This window comes from Rummeliibacillus sp. SL167 (assembly GCF_007896505.1).
Lineage (GTDB): Bacteria > Bacillota > Bacilli > Bacillales_A > Planococcaceae > Rummeliibacillus > Rummeliibacillus suwonensis.
In genome coordinates this window covers 394,834-410,218 of sequence record NZ_VCBM01000001.1, presented here as the reverse complement: position 1 = coordinate 410,218, position 15,385 = coordinate 394,834, and the positions used below count along the sequence as shown (strand labels likewise).

Sequence of the window (15,385 nt, the reverse complement as noted above, 5' to 3'; positions counted from 1 at the left end):
GTCTTTCAAAAAAAATTATTCATTAAAACAAAAGGAAAATGGCAGTTGCAGCAAAACCACACATAAGGAGTATAAAAATAATATAGCCTAAAGAACGAATCCATTTTGGCTTAGGCTGTATTTTTAGATGGCTTCCTGTACGTCTTTGAGCCATGCGCTGTTTTGCTGTTAATCGTGAGTGGATAGTATCATCATCAAATCCTAATGGTTCTATTTTCTTTTTTTGATTTTGAAGCTTTTTAGACATTATCTGAAATCCCTTCATTTTTCAACATGATGAATACTATATTCTTTCGACAAAAGTACAAAAAAGCCTTTATTTCTGTTTGAAATAAAGACTTTTTTTGTCGTCAATAGTATTCAACTATCTAGGAATTCCATGCTGGATATGTTGCAAAAAATTATTTTGTTTCTGCTGCTGTATCTATTATTTTTCCAATAGCAGCACGTTCAAAACGTAATTTAGAACCATCTTCTACTTTGATCAATACGGAAGAGTCATCGATTGCTTCGATCTCACCATGTAAACCGCCGATTGTCACGATCTTATTACCCTTTGCTAAACTATTTTGCATCGCTTGTGTATTTTTACGTTGCTTTTGAGCCGGACGAATCAACATAAAATACATTAATGCGAAGATAATAATCATTGGTAGTAGCGCTTGTAATTGTTGTCCCATTCTTATATATCCCCCTTTCTATCACTAGCGTATATTATACAAGAATCAGAAATTTTTTGCATTCGGTTTATTAAAGCCGTATTGTTCGAAGAATTCTTCACGAAAATCACCAAGACGATCTTGACGAATAGCAAGACGTACTTGACGCATCAAATCTTGTAAGAAATAAAGATTATGGTAGGAAGTTAATCGAATACCGAATGTTTCATCTGCTTTAATCAGATGACGGATATAGGCACGTGAATAGTTTTTGCAAGTATAGCAATCACAGTTCGGATCAAGTGGTCCAAAATCACGAGCATACTTGGCGTTTTTGACAACTAGACGACCTTGACTTGTCATACATGTACCATTTCTCGCAATACGAGTGGGTAACACACAGTCAAACATATCAATGCCACGAATTGCACCATCTATTAAAGAATCCGGTGAACCTACACCCATTAAATAACGTGGTTTATCGTTCGGTAATAATGGTGTCGTAAATTCTAACATACGATTCATGATTTCCTTTGGCTCCCCTACAGATAAACCACCAATTGCATATCCCGGAAAATCAAGCGAAACTAAATCTTTTGCCGATTGTTTCCGAAGATCCACAAATTCTCCACCTTGTACAATTCCAAATAATCCTTGATCCTCTGGACGTGCATGTGCCTTTAAGCAACGTTCCGCCCAGCGAGAAGTGCGTTCTACAGAGTTTTTCATATATTCATACGTAGCTGGATACGGAGGACATTCATCAAATGCCATCATAATATCTGAGCCTAAAGCATTTTGAATCTCCATGGATTTTTCTGGACTTAAGAAAAGCTTATCCCCATTTAAATGATTGCGGAAGTGGACACCCTCTTCTTCAATACGACGAATATCACTTAAACTAAATACTTGGAAACCACCTGAATCGGTTAAGATGGCACGATCCCAGTTCATAAATTTGTGTAAGCCACCTGCTTCACGAACAATTTCGTGGCCTGGACGAAGCCATAAATGATAGGTGTTACTTAAAATAATACCTGCACCCATTTCTTTGACTTCTTCTGGAGACATTGTTTTTACGGTTGCTTGTGTGCCAACTGGCATGAAAGCAGGCGTTTCAAAGGAGCCATGCGGTGTATGCACAATTCCTAATCTTGCACCTGTCTGCTTATCTGTTTTGATAAGTTCGTATCGAATTGCTTGAGACATGTATTAATTTCCTTTCTTTGCTTTTGGTCGGATGAACATAGCATCACCGAAACTGAAGAATCGGTATTTATTTTCAACAGCGATTTTATATGCATTTAATACGTTTTCACGCCCTGCAAGTGCACTGATCATCATGACAAGTGTTGATTTCGGTAAGTGGAAGTTTGTAATCATACCATCAATTGCTTGATATTCAAATCCTGGATAGATAAAGATGGTCGTCCACCCTGACTCTGCCACAATTTCTCCATGATGGCGTTGAGCAATTGTTTCAAGTGTACGTGTAGAAGTTGTCCCTACCGCAATAACGCGACCACCATTTGCCTTTGTGTCATGAATAACCTTCGCTGTATTTTCAGATAAATGATAGAATTCTGCATGCATATCATGATCTTCAATATTTTCAACACTGACTGGACGAAATGTACCAATCCCTACATGTAAAGTTAAGAATGCTACCTTAACACCCTTTGCACGGATTTGATCTAATAATTCTTCAGTGAAGTGAAGCCCAGCTGTTGGAGCCGCTGCTGAACCAAGCTCTTTAGAATAAACCGTTTGGTAACGTTCTTGGTCCTCTAATTTCTCATGAATATATGGTGGCAATGGCATCGTCCCTAATTTCTCAAGTATTTCCACAAAAATTCCTTCATATTCAAATTTGAACATGCGGCCACCGTGTTCTAATTCACCCGTACATACTGCTTTCAAAAGTCCATCACCAAACGTGATTTCAGTACCAACTTTTACACGTTTAGCAGGCTTTACAAGTGTTTCCCATTCATTTTCATTCGTTTGTTTTAATAATAATACTTCTATATGTGCTCCTGTTTCTTCTTTAACACCGATTAAACGTGCTGGTAATACACGTGTATCGTTCAAAATCAGGCAATCGCCTTCATGTAATTCATCTAAAATATCACGGAAATGATGATGTGATACTTCACCAGTTTCACGATCCAATACCATTAGACGACTTGATGCACGATCTTTTAATGGTGTTTGCGCGATCAATTCTTCTGGTAAATAGTAATCAAAGTCTTCTAATTTCATGGTAAACTTCCTTTTTGTTATTTGACTATCAATGATACATAGCTATTGTATTGGTTACTCCTGCCTATTGACTGAATGCAAAGAAAAAATGCTCAAGCCTAGTTTTCACTAACTTTATTTTTCATATGCAGTAGAAAATAAATGGATATCAAAACATCCTTTTAATTTTCCCTATTTAGTTTAACTTCCCACCATTAGGATTCAGATGGATATTTGTAACCAAAGTGTTCATAGGCAAGCGCCGTAACGATTCGACCTCTTGGTGTTCTTTGGATAAATCCGATTTGCATTAAATACGGCTCGTAAACATCTTCAATCGTCATAGACTCTTCACCAATACTTGCAGCAATCGTATCTAACCCAACCGGACCACCTCGGAAACGTTCCACCATATTTTCAATCAGTTTATGGTCGATATGGTCTAATCCCAATGGATCGACTTGGAGTAATTCTAATGCATCCTGTGCTAATTTCAATGTAATATCACCATCACCTATGACTTGTGCATAATCACGTACCCGCTTTAATAGACGATTGGCAATTCGCGGTGTGCCACGAGATCGTTTGGCTAATTCGATTGCCGCACTTTGATCCACATGGACATCAAATAATTCAGCACTTCTGCATACGATCTCTGTCAATGAATGCTCATCATAATAGTCCAATCGTAATAATACACCAAAACGGTCTCTAAGTGGAGCTGACAGTGCACCAGCTCTTGTTGTTGCACCAACTAATGTAAAAGGAGGTAAATCCAGTCTTACCGATCGTGCTTGAGGTCCCTTTCCCACTACAATATCTAAGCAGAAATCTTCCATTGCTGGATAGAGAACTTCCTCAATAGCTCTTGGCAGACGATGAATTTCATCGATAAATAAGACATCTCCCGGTTCTAGTGAGCTGACAATAGCGGCCAAATCGCCTGGACGCTCAATAGCTGGACCACTTGTCATACGTATATGAACGCCTAGTTCATTGGCGATAACAGCTGCCAGCGTTGTTTTTCCAAGTCCCGGAGGTCCGTATAGGAGAACATGGTCAAGGCTCTCTTCACGCATTTTAGCGGCTTCTATGAAAATTTTCAAATTTTCTTTTACCTTATGCTGTCCTATATATTGCGTAAGTGTTTGAGGGCGTAATGATAATTCAAATTGAACATCATCCTTTATCGCCTCACCTGAAACGACACGATCATCCATCGTATTCCCTCCTTTCCATTATTGCTGTTTTAGTAAAAGTTTTAACGCTTCCTTCATATAATCCTCTGTCGTTTTTAAACGTTCATCCTTGTCCAACTGCAAGCGGATTTTCGTTAGTTCACGTTCTGAATAGCCCAATGCAGCAAGTGCTAAAAGAGCTTCCTCTAATTCGTGTTTATTTGGATTGACGCCAAATAGCGGAAGCTCATTTTCTGCACTTGGCAATTCAATGTCTTCTAGTAAACTATCTAATTTTCCTTTTAAATCTAAAATCATTTGGCGGGCTGTTTTTTTACCAACACCAGGGAACTTCACAAGGAATTTCTCATCCTCATGTTCAATGGCAGAGATTACTTGACTTGGATCACCACTCGCTAATATGGCAAGTGCTCCTTTTGGTCCAATTCCCGATACTTGGATGAGCTTGCGGAATAACTCACGTTGTTCTAATGTTTTAAACGCAAATAAGTGATGTGCATCTTCACGAACATGTAAATGTGTAAAGACTTTTATTTGCTCTTTATTCACTTGAAATGCAAATGGATTTGGCGTATACAACTGCCAGCCAATTCCTTGCTGCTCTATAACAATATATTCTGGGGTAACACGCGTAACAGAACCCTTTATGTAGTCATACATTGCAATTCTCCTTTTATTCAACGTTATAGATTATAGCATAATTTTAAATGAGTGATGATATATGAACCTAGGATCATCGTGAAAAAAAGATAGGTCAACATACGACCTATCTTAAAATACAAACATGTATTCTAATTTCACCTATCACAATCATACCACAGTTTTGGCCAAGAAGAGAGTGCCGCTTCCGTAAAGCGTATTAGTTCCTCCACAAATGCCTGTTGTCTTTCAGTAGTCACTGTTTTTACATACATCCATTCACGTAATAATTCATTTGGAAAACGTAATGTCTGTAAGTAATTCTTTGGTATTCGTTTCAGTATAGGTTGCTCATTTAACAATGCCCTCAAGTTGTAATTCACATTTGGCAATACGCGGTGCATCCACATAATCAGCTCTTCCTCTGGATATCCATAAGAAGCCAGATCAAAGTCTATTAAAATGTTTTTCCCCTTTGCATCCTTCAAAAAATTATGATGGACGATATCACCATGAAGTAATGTTTTTTGACTTTCCAAAGGTTCAATTTGATTAAATCCCGATAGAGCTTCTTGTGCATATAAAATGAGCTGATTACATTTATCTGCACCTAGATAAACAGATACTTGTGCATAATGCAAGATAAATTTTTGTAATCGTTCTTGCCATTTAAGCCTTAAATCATATGGTGGCAAAAGATATTCATCTTTTGACCAGTCTATTTTTTTGCCCGTTTGATGTAACTGGTACAAAATAGCTAGAGAATTTGTACGATCATGCTTATAGTGATACTTAAATGCTCTAGCGTTTTTTATCCATGGTTGTATAAGTATATTTTCATCTTCTAATGTAACCTTTGAAATCGTATGTGGAAATTGTATGTCAGCAAGACTTTCATGAATTACTTTTACCTTCTTCGCAACCATAGGATTATCATATTTTTTAACAACAAATTCTTCATTCCCTGACTGACAATGCCAGACATTTGATTTAATCTTCTTTTTTACATTGAATTTGTTCACCTAGTAAGACTCATAGCCTGCTTGCGGGAAGTTTGGCACGTGATGTGGCTGTGGTTGTGGCCAATGTTGAGCTGGTGGGTATGGTGAATAATAATGTCCTGGCCACGCTTGTGGCATTGGATTATGCTGATAGATCGGCGGTCCGAAATTCCAGTATGGATCAACATAATTTGGATATGGCATTGCCGGAGCATGGTACCATGATTCCATTGGTTGTTGATGGAATTCTTGATGGTCGTCATGATGTTGATACGATGGTGGTTCTTCACATTCTCTTGTTGATTCTGGCATAGCCCAACTTGGCTGTGTCGTTGGTGTCATCTGTTCCATAGGTGACACCATTGGTTCAGTCCATTGAGGGACTGATGACTGCACTGGCCATTGTGTTGTTGGAACTGGCACTGGCCATTGTGGTACCTGCACTGGAACGGGTGCTGGCCATTGTGGCATCGATTGATGTCCTCCACATCCACAGTCATGATGATATTGTGGGGCTGCATATTGTGGGAAACATGGTATTGGTGCACACGGCATCGGCATCGGTGGCGGGCATGGCATTGGTGGTGGAGCAGGTATTGGAACAGGTGCTGGTAACGGTGCCGCCTGTGCACAAGGTTCACATTCAGGCTCCGGCTTATGTTCTTTTTGCGGTTGAATAAAGAATTCCTCCTCATGTTGCTCTGTCAATTCTATTCTGGCTCTAATGGGGCGGGCTTCTTCAAATGGATGTATATGGGGGATTGGTTTTGGTTCTTCTATTGGTATAGGGATAGGAATCGGTATTTCCTTTGGTTTTACCACTGGTTGTTCTTTTGGTTTTGCTATCGGATGCTCTTTTGGTCGTGTCACCGGTTGTTCTTTTGGTCTCGCTATCGGGTGCTCTTTTGGTCGTGTCACCGGTTGTTCTTTCGGCCTCGCTATCGGGTGCTCTTTCGGTCTCGTTACCGGCTGCTCTTTTGGTCGTGTCACTGGTTGCTCCTTTGGTCTCGCTACCGGCTGCTCTTTTGGCGGTGTCACCGGTTGCTCCTTTGGTCTTGCTACTGGATATTCCTTTGGTTGTACCCTCGGATATTCTTTCGGCTGGCTTTTAGGTTGTTCCTTTTTAGGCGCATCAGGCAAAAATAATTCCATCCCCGGAACAATATAATCAGGGTTTGCTAAATGAGCATTTAATCTCTTCATATCCTCAAAAGAAATTCCGTATTGTCTTGCAATTTTCCAAAGTGTTTCGCCCTTTTTGACAGTATGAACGCGCACGCTTTTCCTCCTTCCATCTCTATACAATATGAAAAGCATCATTATTTGGACACTCTAATCTTATTTGTTTACGCCTTTCATGTTACACTATGTACCAAATTCTGAATGTAGAATGGATTTTTATAATTTCTTAAATCCTTTTGTATCAAGGATTCTTGCCTATTTTTGAAAATGTTCAGCATGCAAAATAAGGCATAAAAAAGTATGCATTTGGGGCTGATTGGGGCTAGTTGGGACTAATGATTAAAATAACGGCGAGCGTGTGTAGGAATGGGTGAATATTTTAAATGATAAAAATGACCATATATTTGTCGATTTTCCTATTTAAATATCTATCTACACTTTTTTAATTCTTCCTATTTCAAATGGAGTATTCAGTATTATTTTTAAATTTTGTGTTTTTATATAAATTTTTACATCTACAAAAAAAGACCAGTTATACAAATTGTATACTGGTACATGTAATAAGATTATTCTTCGCTTTCTTCTCTTTCAAGCCACGCTCCTGGAGGGACAATTAAAGGAAAGATTCTAACTTCTTCTGACATTTTAGTAATTAAACTAGTAATTTTGCATAACATTGGATATGCTAATTCATACTTCTTCTCTTCTACAAATTGATCAAATTCTTCTATATCTTCAATATTTCTTAAAGTTGCTACATAAACATATTGTCCATTAATATTTATATACCCCGAGATTACTTTAAAGTTAGCAACAAACTCTACTTTTACTTGGTAACTATTATCTTTTTTAATTTTATCTTTTATGTTTACTTTTAAGTCCAAGTTATTTTCAGATTCAGATTTATTTTCGGACCTTTTAAATTCTAATTCGCGTAATTCGATGTAATTAATACTTATTCTCAATGATTTTTCCATAATATCACCTCTATTCAATTTAAATCTTCACAAAATAATCTATCCGTAAGTTCGAAATCCAATCCGAAATCCTTTTTTGGCGATCTAGGTATTTCAAAAGAATAACTTTCATCTAAATATTCATTTCCATAACTTAATTTAATATCTTGTAACTTAATCAATTGCTTAACCACTTTAATTTCATTTAGAACAAGATTATTTTGACTTTTCTCAAGCCCAAAATTAACAAGCTGATTAATTGCGGCATTTACCGAAATCTTATTAGAAGATGCATAATCTATAATCTTTTCATGCAAATCAACACCAAATCTAGCAGTTATCCTTCCCGACGGTCTATCAGATTCTTTTATTGGTAGTACGATATTTTCTCCTAATTCTTCTTTTAATTCATAAAAAGCTATTTTAGCTTCTTCAAATTCTTCTAATGCTTCTTGAATACTTTCCCCAAATACTTTTATTCCAGGTAATTCGGGGCTTGTAATTACGAAACCACTTTCATTAAATTCTTCATCTTTATAGGGAGTCACTGTAAATTTGTAATCTAATTTTAAAAACTCTTCCAATGTAATATTAATTTTCTTCACGGCTTATTACCTCCTCAACAAGTCTTACAGCTTCTTTAGCATGATAGACTTTCATTGGCTTTCTTTTAGAAAGTGTCCATCTTAAACTTTCATCATCTTTGTATTTAGAATGATAAACTGGACAGTGAGAGCCTTTCCCTGAGCTTTCATCAACAATAAAACCGTAGCGTTCAAGTAAAGTTTTAAGTTCTCTAAAATCTCTATCTTTAGGATTTTTCTTTATTTGATCGAGTAATTTTTCTTTTCTCCCCAATTCCGCATCACTTCCGCACCATATATAGTGTCAATATATATTTTGATTTTACACAAATGTAACGAAGGATGCAATACCTCTATATCTCTTACTATTATGTATTCTTTTTTTAAATATACCCCAAAATCCTCATTGAAACTAAAAATAAAATAAATAAAAGGAAGTATATTACATATTTATTAAACATAATAAATAGCCATACCATCATGATATGACTAACTTAAAAACATAATATGCAGTGACAAGAAATATTAAAACAGTTAGTGGACCAGCTATTTTATTTGGTACTTTCAATATCTTGAAGAAGATTATTAGTGCTGTAATTGCCCTGACTAAAATACCTAAGAAAAGGCCGAATTGAGCAGCCATTCCATTGATCACACTAATATCAAAATTACTGTCAATTATTTTCATACTTCACCTCTGTGTTTACTATAAATAATTTCCAAAAGTGCGTATATCATAAATTTGATATACAATAAAAAAAGACCACCTTTTTTGAGTGGTCCATGTTTGTTTTATTAATTTATGCTCCTGTTGCAGCAGGAGCCTTTTGTTTGCTCAAATGACTGCCGCCAACTACTTTACCAATGATTTTTACTCGATGTTCCCTCGCAACTTGTATTTTTCACCTAACAACATGATCTGATTGCCAAAGCGTGTGAATGTACTTACAAAGCGTTGTCCAGCTACTTCAAATACCGCTAAATCCTTTCCATTTCCTTGCGGTTGCTCGATTGTAGACACAATAACCCCGTCACCTTCTAATAACCCTAACCCATTGTTTGTATTGCTAATTTCTAATGAAAATAATTTATTCATGTTCTTCTATGGGGATTTCGCCATAAATACTACAATGCTCTAGGCGAACGCAAAGAGAAGAAAGGAAGCGGCTATGCTACCGAAAAAGCGGCAATCAAAGCACTGCTCCAAGTAAAAGCCGAGTTATTAAGTGGCGGATCTAAAAAAGTGGAATATGAAAATATGACAGTTGGCCAATGGCTTGATATTTGGTATGAATCCAACAAAAAGAAGTGGAAAATTGGAACCGCCATTCAAAGAGAATGGATAATACGTACTCAATTAAAACCCTATCTAAGCCACTTCAAATTGCAAAAACTTGATAAAATAACGTATGAACGCGAATTTATTCATAAAGTAGAAGGAAAATTCAAAAGCGGAACCGTTAGGCTTTGGCATACGATTTTTAAAATAGCGATTAATGCCGCGGTAGAAAATGAAATGTTAGATCGCAACCGCTTCACGAAAGTTGCCATATTGAATGATGAAGAAACGGATGTGAAAAATAACTTTCTCACACCCGCCGAGTTAAATATCTTATTGAATGATGTTAAACTAAACGAAAATATCACAAACTATTCTTTGATTCTTACGCTTGCTTATACTGGCATTCGCCGCGGTGAAGCATTGGGGCTTCAATGGAAAAACATAGACTTTAAAAAGCATACAATTACCGTTGAACGAACTCGTGATGATAAGGGATCACGAACACCCAAAACAAAGAATAGTCATAGAACTATTGTAGTTGATGAAATCGTTATGGTACAACTTGAAAACTATAAAAAATGGTGTAAGAAAGAGTTGCTAAAAGACGGTAAAAAAATAACCGGTGAAACTTTTGTTTTTATTTCCAGCGACATGCCAGAACCTATAAAAGAGCATATTCCCATACACATCATTAGAAAATCCATTAAAAGAACGGGCATTCATAAGATAAATGTACATGGTTTACGGCATACTCACGCTACCATCTTATTGAATAATGATTTTAATGTAAAAGCAATTGCGGATCGCTTAGGGAACACCGTTCAAATGATTTATAATGTATATGGACATGTTATGAAAAAGACCGAAAAAGAATCGGTTTTAGTATTCAAACAAGCACTAAATGGGGCTAAAACTGGGGCTAACTCATAAAAAAGCAGGCTTCAAGCATTGATTTAATGCGGTTTTATGTATTCGTTTCATGTTACACTATGTATAGAGAAGTACTATTTATGCTTGTATTTTGAGGTGTTATTTATGAAAAAATTACTTGGGGAAGAACGTAGAACATTTTTGTTAAATTTATTGAAAACAGAGGGAAAAGCCATTACAGGAACAGAATTCGCCAAAAGAACGAATGTTTCCAGACAAGTGATTGTGAATGACATTGCCTTACTAAAAGCAAGGAATGAACCAATTGTCGCTACGAGTCAAGGCTATCTCTATTTTAATCAGCAAGCAAGTGTACAAAATTTTGAACGGCAGATCGCCGCTTACCATACTTCTGAACAGACCGAGGATGAATTAAATACATTAGTGGATGCAGGAACCACTGTAAAGGATGTTACAGTCGAACATCCTGTCTATGGAGAAATCACAGCTAATATTATGGTAAAAAATCGTTTTGAGGTACAGCAATTTATGAAAAAACTTCAGGAAACAAATGCAAGTCCACTGATGGCATTGACAGATGGTGCCCATCTTCATACCATTTCTGCCCCCACGGTAGCTCAACTTGACTTAGCCGAAAAACGATTAAAAGAAAAAGGCTATTTACTCTCAAAGGATTAAAAAAAGAGTTGTTGCATAAGGAACATAAAGTACACCTACTATGTAACATCTCTTCTATAATTCCATATGAATAGTACTGCAATAATTGACAAAGCTACTGATTAACCATCGCGAATGATGAATATCACTCGTATTGAGACCAATTAATCTGGTAGTAACAGACAGTAAAGCTTCCGCTACTCTAACGTTCCAATATAACAGAGGCTCACCACCTATAACGGTCTGGTTGGACCAACAAACAACCCAGTAGGAAATGAGGAAAAGCTCCCACTGGGTGAAATTTCACCTTATCATTTGGATGCTTTTTTTGAATGTTGTTTATAGGTGTAGTAGCTTCCTAACGATTTAACCGTACAGCCTAGTGCTGCTAATTCTTCCATAGCACCTTTCATCAATGGAGCATTTTCATCTTCTAACAAATCCAATATAAAGAAATAATCGCCTAAACCTGTTTTTAAAGGTCGTGATTCAATTTTACTTAAATTAATTTTTCGCCAAGCAAAAACTGATAAAATCTGATGCAATGCCCCAGAATGGTCATTGGATAATTTGATCATAAGCGTTGTTTTAATCTGTTCTTCTCGTTCTGCTAATTCAATACGTCCATTACTTCTTGAAAGTACAACAAAACGAGTATGATTAAAATGAAAATCATGAATTTTAGGTTGAACAATTTCCAAATCATAGGTCTCGGCTGCAGCGGAGTTACCAATTGCTGCAATACACTCTTCCGGATGTTCAAAAACAAATTTTGCAGCTGCTGCAGTAGATGAAGTCTGATGTAGTGGAACACCTCGAAAGCGATAATACAAATATTTATGGCATTGTGCTAATGCATGAGGATGAGAATAGACGCCTTGTATATTCTTCCAATTTGCTACTTGCTTTTTATGTACCATTAAATGCTGTTCAATTGGTGACAGTACTTCACCCACTACGTATAAATTGACCTCATGATATAAATAATCGATGGTCAATGGGACAATACCCTCTAAAGCGTTTTCTAATGGAACAATGGCTAATTCTACTTGACTTTCTGCTACAGCTTCAATACATTCTGGAATCGTTCTAAATGGAATCATCCATTCATTTGGAAATAATTCTTGTGCTGCTAAATGTGTAAATGTACCTTTTGGGCCCAAATAAGCCACTCGATTTTTCCATTCTTCGGATACCAACTCGAAAATGCCCCCTTATAGCGCGCCTGAACTAATAACCTCTGCTGACTCTACAAAATCTAATTTCTTAAGATTTTGCAATAACTCATCTAACTCTACATCCATTGCTGTCACATCAAGTGATAGTGTAACATTTGCCCGCCCTTGAATCGGAATCGTTTGATGGATGGTTAGTACATTACAATGCGTATCTGTTACGGTGGATAGAAGTCGAGCTAGTGTTCCTTTGCGGTCCTCTAGCTGTAAAAAAACTGTTAAAATACGTTCTTGTACAATAGAGTGGAAGGGGAAAACAGCATCTCGATACTTATAAAACGCACTTCTGGATAAATCTACCTGCTTAACAGCATCCCAAATAGAAGTGACAGCACCGGTTTGTAACAAATGCTTTGCCTCTAATGTTTTTTGCATAGCATCTGTTAATACATCTTCGCGTACTAAATAATAGCGTTGATCTGCAATATTTTTCATCTTTTTCCCCCCTGATTAACTACTCTATAAAATCAAACTCAAACTTTAATAAGCGAACGGTATCCCCATTTTGAGCACCTCGTTCACGTAGTGCATCATCGACACCCATACCACGTAATTGGCGTGAAAAACGTCGTACTGATTCTTCACGGCTAAAGTCTGTCATTTTAAATAGCCGTTCAATGGTATAGCCTGATAATACGTAAGCGCCATCATCGTCACGACTGATGACAAAATCTTCACCTTTCGCCTCATGCTTGTATAGAACAGTTGCATCTGTTTCCTCATCTTCCATTTCATGGAGTGGGAATTCAGGCGTTTCATCTAAAAGATCTGCAACTGCAAATAACATTTCTTTTAAACCTTGGCGTGAAATAGCTGAGATCGGAAAAATCTTAACATCTTCCCCTACTTGATCTTTAAACACTTTGAAATTCTCTTCGGCATCTGGCATATCCATTTTATTGGCAACGACGATTTGCGGACGCTCTGTTAGTCGCATATTATATTGTTCTAACTCTTTATTGATGGTCAAATAATCTTCATATGGATCGCGACCTTCCATACCAGACATATCAATCACATGGACGATGACACGTGTGCGTTCGATGTGACGTAGGAATTGATGGCCTAAGCCTATCCCCTCAGATGCACCTTCAATAAGACCTGGAAGATCAGCCATGACAAAACTTCTCCCATCATCAATACGAACCATACCTAAGTTCGGCACGATCGTTGTAAAGTGATAAGCGCCAATCTTCGGCTTTGCTGATGTAACAACTGATAATAGAGTTGATTTTCCAACGCTTGGAAATCCAACTAAACCAACATCAGCTAATACTTTTAATTCTAATATAACATTAAGTTCTTGTCCTGGCTCCCCTTTTTCTGAAAGTTCTGGAGCTGGATTTGCAGGTGTAGCAAAACGAGAGTTGCCTCGACCGCCACGTCCTCCTCTTGCAATGACCACTTTTTGACCGTGCTCTACTAAATCCGCGATCACACGGCCGTTTTCTTCGTCCGTTACGACAGTACCAGGCGGCACAGAAACATATAAAGACTCTGCATTTTTACCATGTTGGTTTTTGCTCATGCCGTGTTCGCCACGGTTAGCTTTAAAATGGCGTTTATAACGGAAATCCATTAATGTGCGTAAACCTTCGTCAACTACGAATACTACGTCACCGCCCTTACCGCCATCTCCACCAGCAGGACCACCGTTTGGCACGAATTTTTCACGGCGGAAGGCTACCATACCATTGCCTCCATCTCCACCTTTAACATAAATTTTTACGTGGTCGACAAACATTAAAGTCCCTCCTTGTTGTTTAAAATGACATATTGCCATTCTTGTTCTGAAAATTGGTCATCTTCAACCACTAATAATGGCTGTTGGATCGATTGTTGAAAAACATCTTTTTGCTCCCAACGTCCTTTTGCATGAAACAAAATCTCGAATTTTCTTGCTGTTGAATAGATTTGTAATGATAGTTGTTGATCAACAAACGGATCTAGTGATGAATAAACATGTAATACAGATTTCTCCAAATAGTTACAAATCGCATCATCCAAAATTGGATTTACTTCATGTTCAATCATGCTCTGAATGTCAACATGGAAGTTTTGATAACGCCATCCTAATGTATGAATCCATTCAATCGTTTTTGGTAAACCCAATCTATTGATATTGAAAAAGGTTTTACATTGTTCAGTAATTTCTTCTACAGCTGTTTTAGCAGAGTCTGTCCTACCCAAGTCAAGATTAATCTTAATAAGTTGAAGTTGATTTAGAAAATCATGGTTTGCAAAACGTAGCGCTTCATTTATGGTGAGTGTATTTCCGTTCATCATCGTTCACTCTCCTTCGATGAGATGTTCATTTTACAGTATACCAATTTCCCTAGAGATTTTCTTCTAATTAGAAAAAATTCGATTTTCGTAAATTGCAGCAAAAGAATATTGAACTTTCCTCCCTCAATTATGGATGAAAAGAAAGGGAGGTTTTTCCCAGATGACTTAGAATAGCAAAAAAGCACGAATGCTGTTAAATCAACATTCGTGCCTCTCTGCTTTTGCAAGATCTCGTCTCAAAAGAAACTGATGAGACAGATCTAATACACGTTCATTATGCTTCTTGAGCAACTGGGTATACGCTGACTTTACGTTTTTCACGGCCTAGGCGTTCGAATTTAACAACGCCATCAACTTTTGCGAATAAAGTATCGTCACCACCGCGACCTACATTTTCACCTGGATAGATTTTAGTACCACGTTGACGATACAAAATAGAGCCAGCTGTTGCGAATTGACCATCAGCACGTTTAGCACCTAAACGTTTTGCTTCAGAATCACGACCGTTCTTAGTAGAACCTACACCTTTTTTAGAAGAGAAGAATTGTAAATCTAAAGATACTAGTAACATAT

The 15,385-nt window shown here is 37.2% G+C and carries 19 protein-coding genes; 2 read left to right on the top strand and 17 right to left on the bottom strand.

What is annotated here, in order from left to right:
* Window positions 1-22: 22 nt before the first annotated feature.
* The 12 genes from FEZ13_RS01705 to FEZ13_RS01650 all read right to left on the bottom strand — a co-directional run bounded on the left by FEZ13_RS01705 (window position 23) and on the right by FEZ13_RS01650 (window position 9,557).
* The gene (locus FEZ13_RS01705; RefSeq protein WP_146551218.1) at window positions 23-247 is read right to left on the bottom strand and encodes a hypothetical protein; all 225 of its coding nucleotides are present in this window, start codon (window positions 245-247) and stop codon (window positions 23-25) included.
* Between the two features lie 154 nt (window positions 248-401).
* The gene (yajC, locus tag FEZ13_RS01700; RefSeq protein ID WP_146551217.1) at window positions 402-680 is read right to left on the bottom strand and encodes a preprotein translocase subunit YajC; all 279 of its coding nucleotides are present in this window, start codon (window positions 678-680) and stop codon (window positions 402-404) included.
* A gap of 45 nt (window positions 681-725) precedes the next feature.
* Window positions 726-1,868, bottom strand: a complete 1,143-nt coding sequence (tgt, locus tag FEZ13_RS01695; protein ID WP_146551216.1) for a tRNA guanosine(34) transglycosylase Tgt — start codon at window positions 1,866-1,868, stop codon at window positions 726-728.
* Between the two features lie 3 nt (window positions 1,869-1,871).
* A complete protein-coding gene (queA, locus tag FEZ13_RS01690) occupies window positions 1,872-2,921 on the bottom strand; it encodes a tRNA preQ1(34) S-adenosylmethionine ribosyltransferase-isomerase QueA (protein WP_146551215.1) in 1,050 nt (349 codons plus the stop codon).
* A gap of 194 nt (window positions 2,922-3,115) precedes the next feature.
* On the bottom strand, window positions 3,116-4,120 hold the full coding sequence (gene ruvB / locus FEZ13_RS01685; protein ID WP_146548178.1) for a Holliday junction branch migration DNA helicase RuvB: 1,005 nt from the start codon (window positions 4,118-4,120) through the stop codon (window positions 3,116-3,118).
* A gap of 18 nt (window positions 4,121-4,138) precedes the next feature.
* On the bottom strand, window positions 4,139-4,759 hold the full coding sequence (gene ruvA / locus FEZ13_RS01680) for a Holliday junction branch migration protein RuvA (protein ID WP_146551214.1): 621 nt from the start codon (window positions 4,757-4,759) through the stop codon (window positions 4,139-4,141).
* Between the two features lie 137 nt (window positions 4,760-4,896).
* Complete coding sequence (locus FEZ13_RS01675) at window positions 4,897-5,760, bottom strand: phosphotransferase (RefSeq protein ID WP_146551213.1); 864 nt, start codon at window positions 5,758-5,760, stop codon at window positions 4,897-4,899.
* Window positions 5,761-7,017, bottom strand: coding sequence for a LysM peptidoglycan-binding domain-containing protein (locus tag FEZ13_RS01670; RefSeq protein WP_186725720.1), 1,257 nt, complete (start codon window positions 7,015-7,017; stop codon window positions 5,761-5,763).
* Window positions 7,018-7,487: 470 nt separating this feature from the next.
* Window positions 7,488-7,898, bottom strand: coding sequence for a hypothetical protein (locus FEZ13_RS01665; protein ID WP_146551211.1), 411 nt, complete (start codon window positions 7,896-7,898; stop codon window positions 7,488-7,490).
* 14 nt (window positions 7,899-7,912) lie between these two features.
* Window positions 7,913-8,482: a type II toxin-antitoxin system HicB family antitoxin gene (locus FEZ13_RS01660; protein WP_146551210.1), complete on the bottom strand. Its 570-nt coding sequence runs from the start codon at window positions 8,480-8,482 to the stop codon at window positions 7,913-7,915.
* Window positions 8,469-8,735: a hypothetical protein gene (locus FEZ13_RS01655; protein WP_146551209.1), complete on the bottom strand. Its 267-nt coding sequence runs from the start codon at window positions 8,733-8,735 to the stop codon at window positions 8,469-8,471. Before FEZ13_RS01655 ends, FEZ13_RS01660 begins: the two co-directional genes overlap by 14 nt.
* A 597-nt stretch (window positions 8,736-9,332) precedes the next feature.
* Window positions 9,333-9,557, bottom strand: a complete 225-nt coding sequence (locus FEZ13_RS01650; RefSeq protein ID WP_146551208.1) for a hypothetical protein — start codon at window positions 9,555-9,557, stop codon at window positions 9,333-9,335.
* Here FEZ13_RS01650 and FEZ13_RS01645 point away from each other — a divergent pair.
* Both FEZ13_RS01645 and FEZ13_RS01640 read left to right on the top strand, forming a co-directional pair.
* A complete protein-coding gene (locus tag FEZ13_RS01645) occupies window positions 9,552-10,673 on the top strand; it encodes a tyrosine-type recombinase/integrase (protein WP_146551207.1) in 1,122 nt (373 codons plus the stop codon). The genes FEZ13_RS01650 and FEZ13_RS01645 overlap by 6 nt on opposite strands.
* 105 nt (window positions 10,674-10,778) lie before the next feature.
* Window positions 10,779-11,312: a transcription repressor NadR gene (locus FEZ13_RS01640; protein ID WP_186725719.1), complete on the top strand. Its 534-nt coding sequence runs from the start codon at window positions 10,779-10,781 to the stop codon at window positions 11,310-11,312.
* 290 nt (window positions 11,313-11,602) lie between these two features.
* Here the strand turns inward: FEZ13_RS01640 and pheA are convergent, their stop codons facing one another.
* From pheA to rpmA, 5 genes are all read right to left on the bottom strand, one after another.
* On the bottom strand, window positions 11,603-12,490 hold the full coding sequence (gene pheA / locus FEZ13_RS01635; RefSeq protein WP_146548165.1) for a prephenate dehydratase: 888 nt from the start codon (window positions 12,488-12,490) through the stop codon (window positions 11,603-11,605).
* 15 nt (window positions 12,491-12,505) lie between these two features.
* Window positions 12,506-12,961 (bottom strand): ACT domain-containing protein, encoded by a 456-nt coding sequence (locus FEZ13_RS01630; RefSeq protein ID WP_146551206.1) that lies wholly within the window; start codon window positions 12,959-12,961, stop codon window positions 12,506-12,508.
* A gap of 19 nt (window positions 12,962-12,980) precedes the next feature.
* Entirely contained in the window at window positions 12,981-14,270 is a 1,290-nt protein-coding gene (gene obgE / locus FEZ13_RS01625; RefSeq protein WP_146548164.1) for a GTPase ObgE, read from the bottom strand.
* The gene (locus tag FEZ13_RS01620) at window positions 14,270-14,812 is read right to left on the bottom strand and encodes a Spo0B domain-containing protein (RefSeq protein WP_146548163.1); all 543 of its coding nucleotides are present in this window, start codon (window positions 14,810-14,812) and stop codon (window positions 14,270-14,272) included. Before FEZ13_RS01620 ends, obgE begins: the two co-directional genes overlap by 1 nt.
* A gap of 274 nt (window positions 14,813-15,086) precedes the next feature.
* Window positions 15,087-15,383, bottom strand: a complete 297-nt coding sequence (gene rpmA, locus FEZ13_RS01615; RefSeq protein ID WP_146548162.1) for a 50S ribosomal protein L27 — start codon at window positions 15,381-15,383, stop codon at window positions 15,087-15,089.
* Window positions 15,384-15,385: the final 2 nt, after the last annotated feature.

Coding starts and splice junctions, on each gene's coding strand:
- FEZ13_RS01640 (WP_186725719.1), top strand. CDS start 10,779: ATGAAAAAATTACTTGGGGAAGAACGTAGAACATTTTTGTTAAATTTA.
- FEZ13_RS01620 (WP_146548163.1), bottom strand. CDS start 14,812: ATGATGAACGGAAATACACTCACCATAAATGAAGCGCTACGTTTTGCA.
- FEZ13_RS01650 (WP_146551208.1), bottom strand. CDS start 9,557: ATGAATAAATTATTTTCATTAGAAATTAGCAATACAAACAATGGGTTA.
- queA (WP_146551215.1), bottom strand. CDS start 2,921: ATGAAATTAGAAGACTTTGATTACTATTTACCAGAAGAATTGATCGCG.
- yajC (WP_146551217.1), bottom strand. CDS start 680: ATGGGACAACAATTACAAGCGCTACTACCAATGATTATTATCTTCGCA.
- ruvB (WP_146548178.1), bottom strand. CDS start 4,120: ATGGATGATCGTGTCGTTTCAGGTGAGGCGATAAAGGATGATGTTCAA.
- obgE (WP_146548164.1), bottom strand. CDS start 14,270: ATGTTTGTCGACCACGTAAAAATTTATGTTAAAGGTGGAGATGGAGGC.
- FEZ13_RS01630 (WP_146551206.1), bottom strand. CDS start 12,961: ATGAAAAATATTGCAGATCAACGCTATTATTTAGTACGCGAAGATGTA.
- FEZ13_RS01705 (WP_146551218.1), bottom strand. CDS start 247: ATGTCTAAAAAGCTTCAAAATCAAAAAAAGAAAATAGAACCATTAGGA.
- rpmA (WP_146548162.1), bottom strand. CDS start 15,383: ATGTTACTAGTATCTTTAGATTTACAATTCTTCTCTTCTAAAAAAGGT.
- tgt (WP_146551216.1), bottom strand. CDS start 1,868: ATGTCTCAAGCAATTCGATACGAACTTATCAAAACAGATAAGCAGACA.
- ruvA (WP_146551214.1), bottom strand. CDS start 4,759: ATGTATGACTACATAAAGGGTTCTGTTACGCGTGTTACCCCAGAATAT.
- FEZ13_RS01665 (WP_146551211.1), bottom strand. CDS start 7,898: ATGGAAAAATCATTGAGAATAAGTATTAATTACATCGAATTACGCGAA.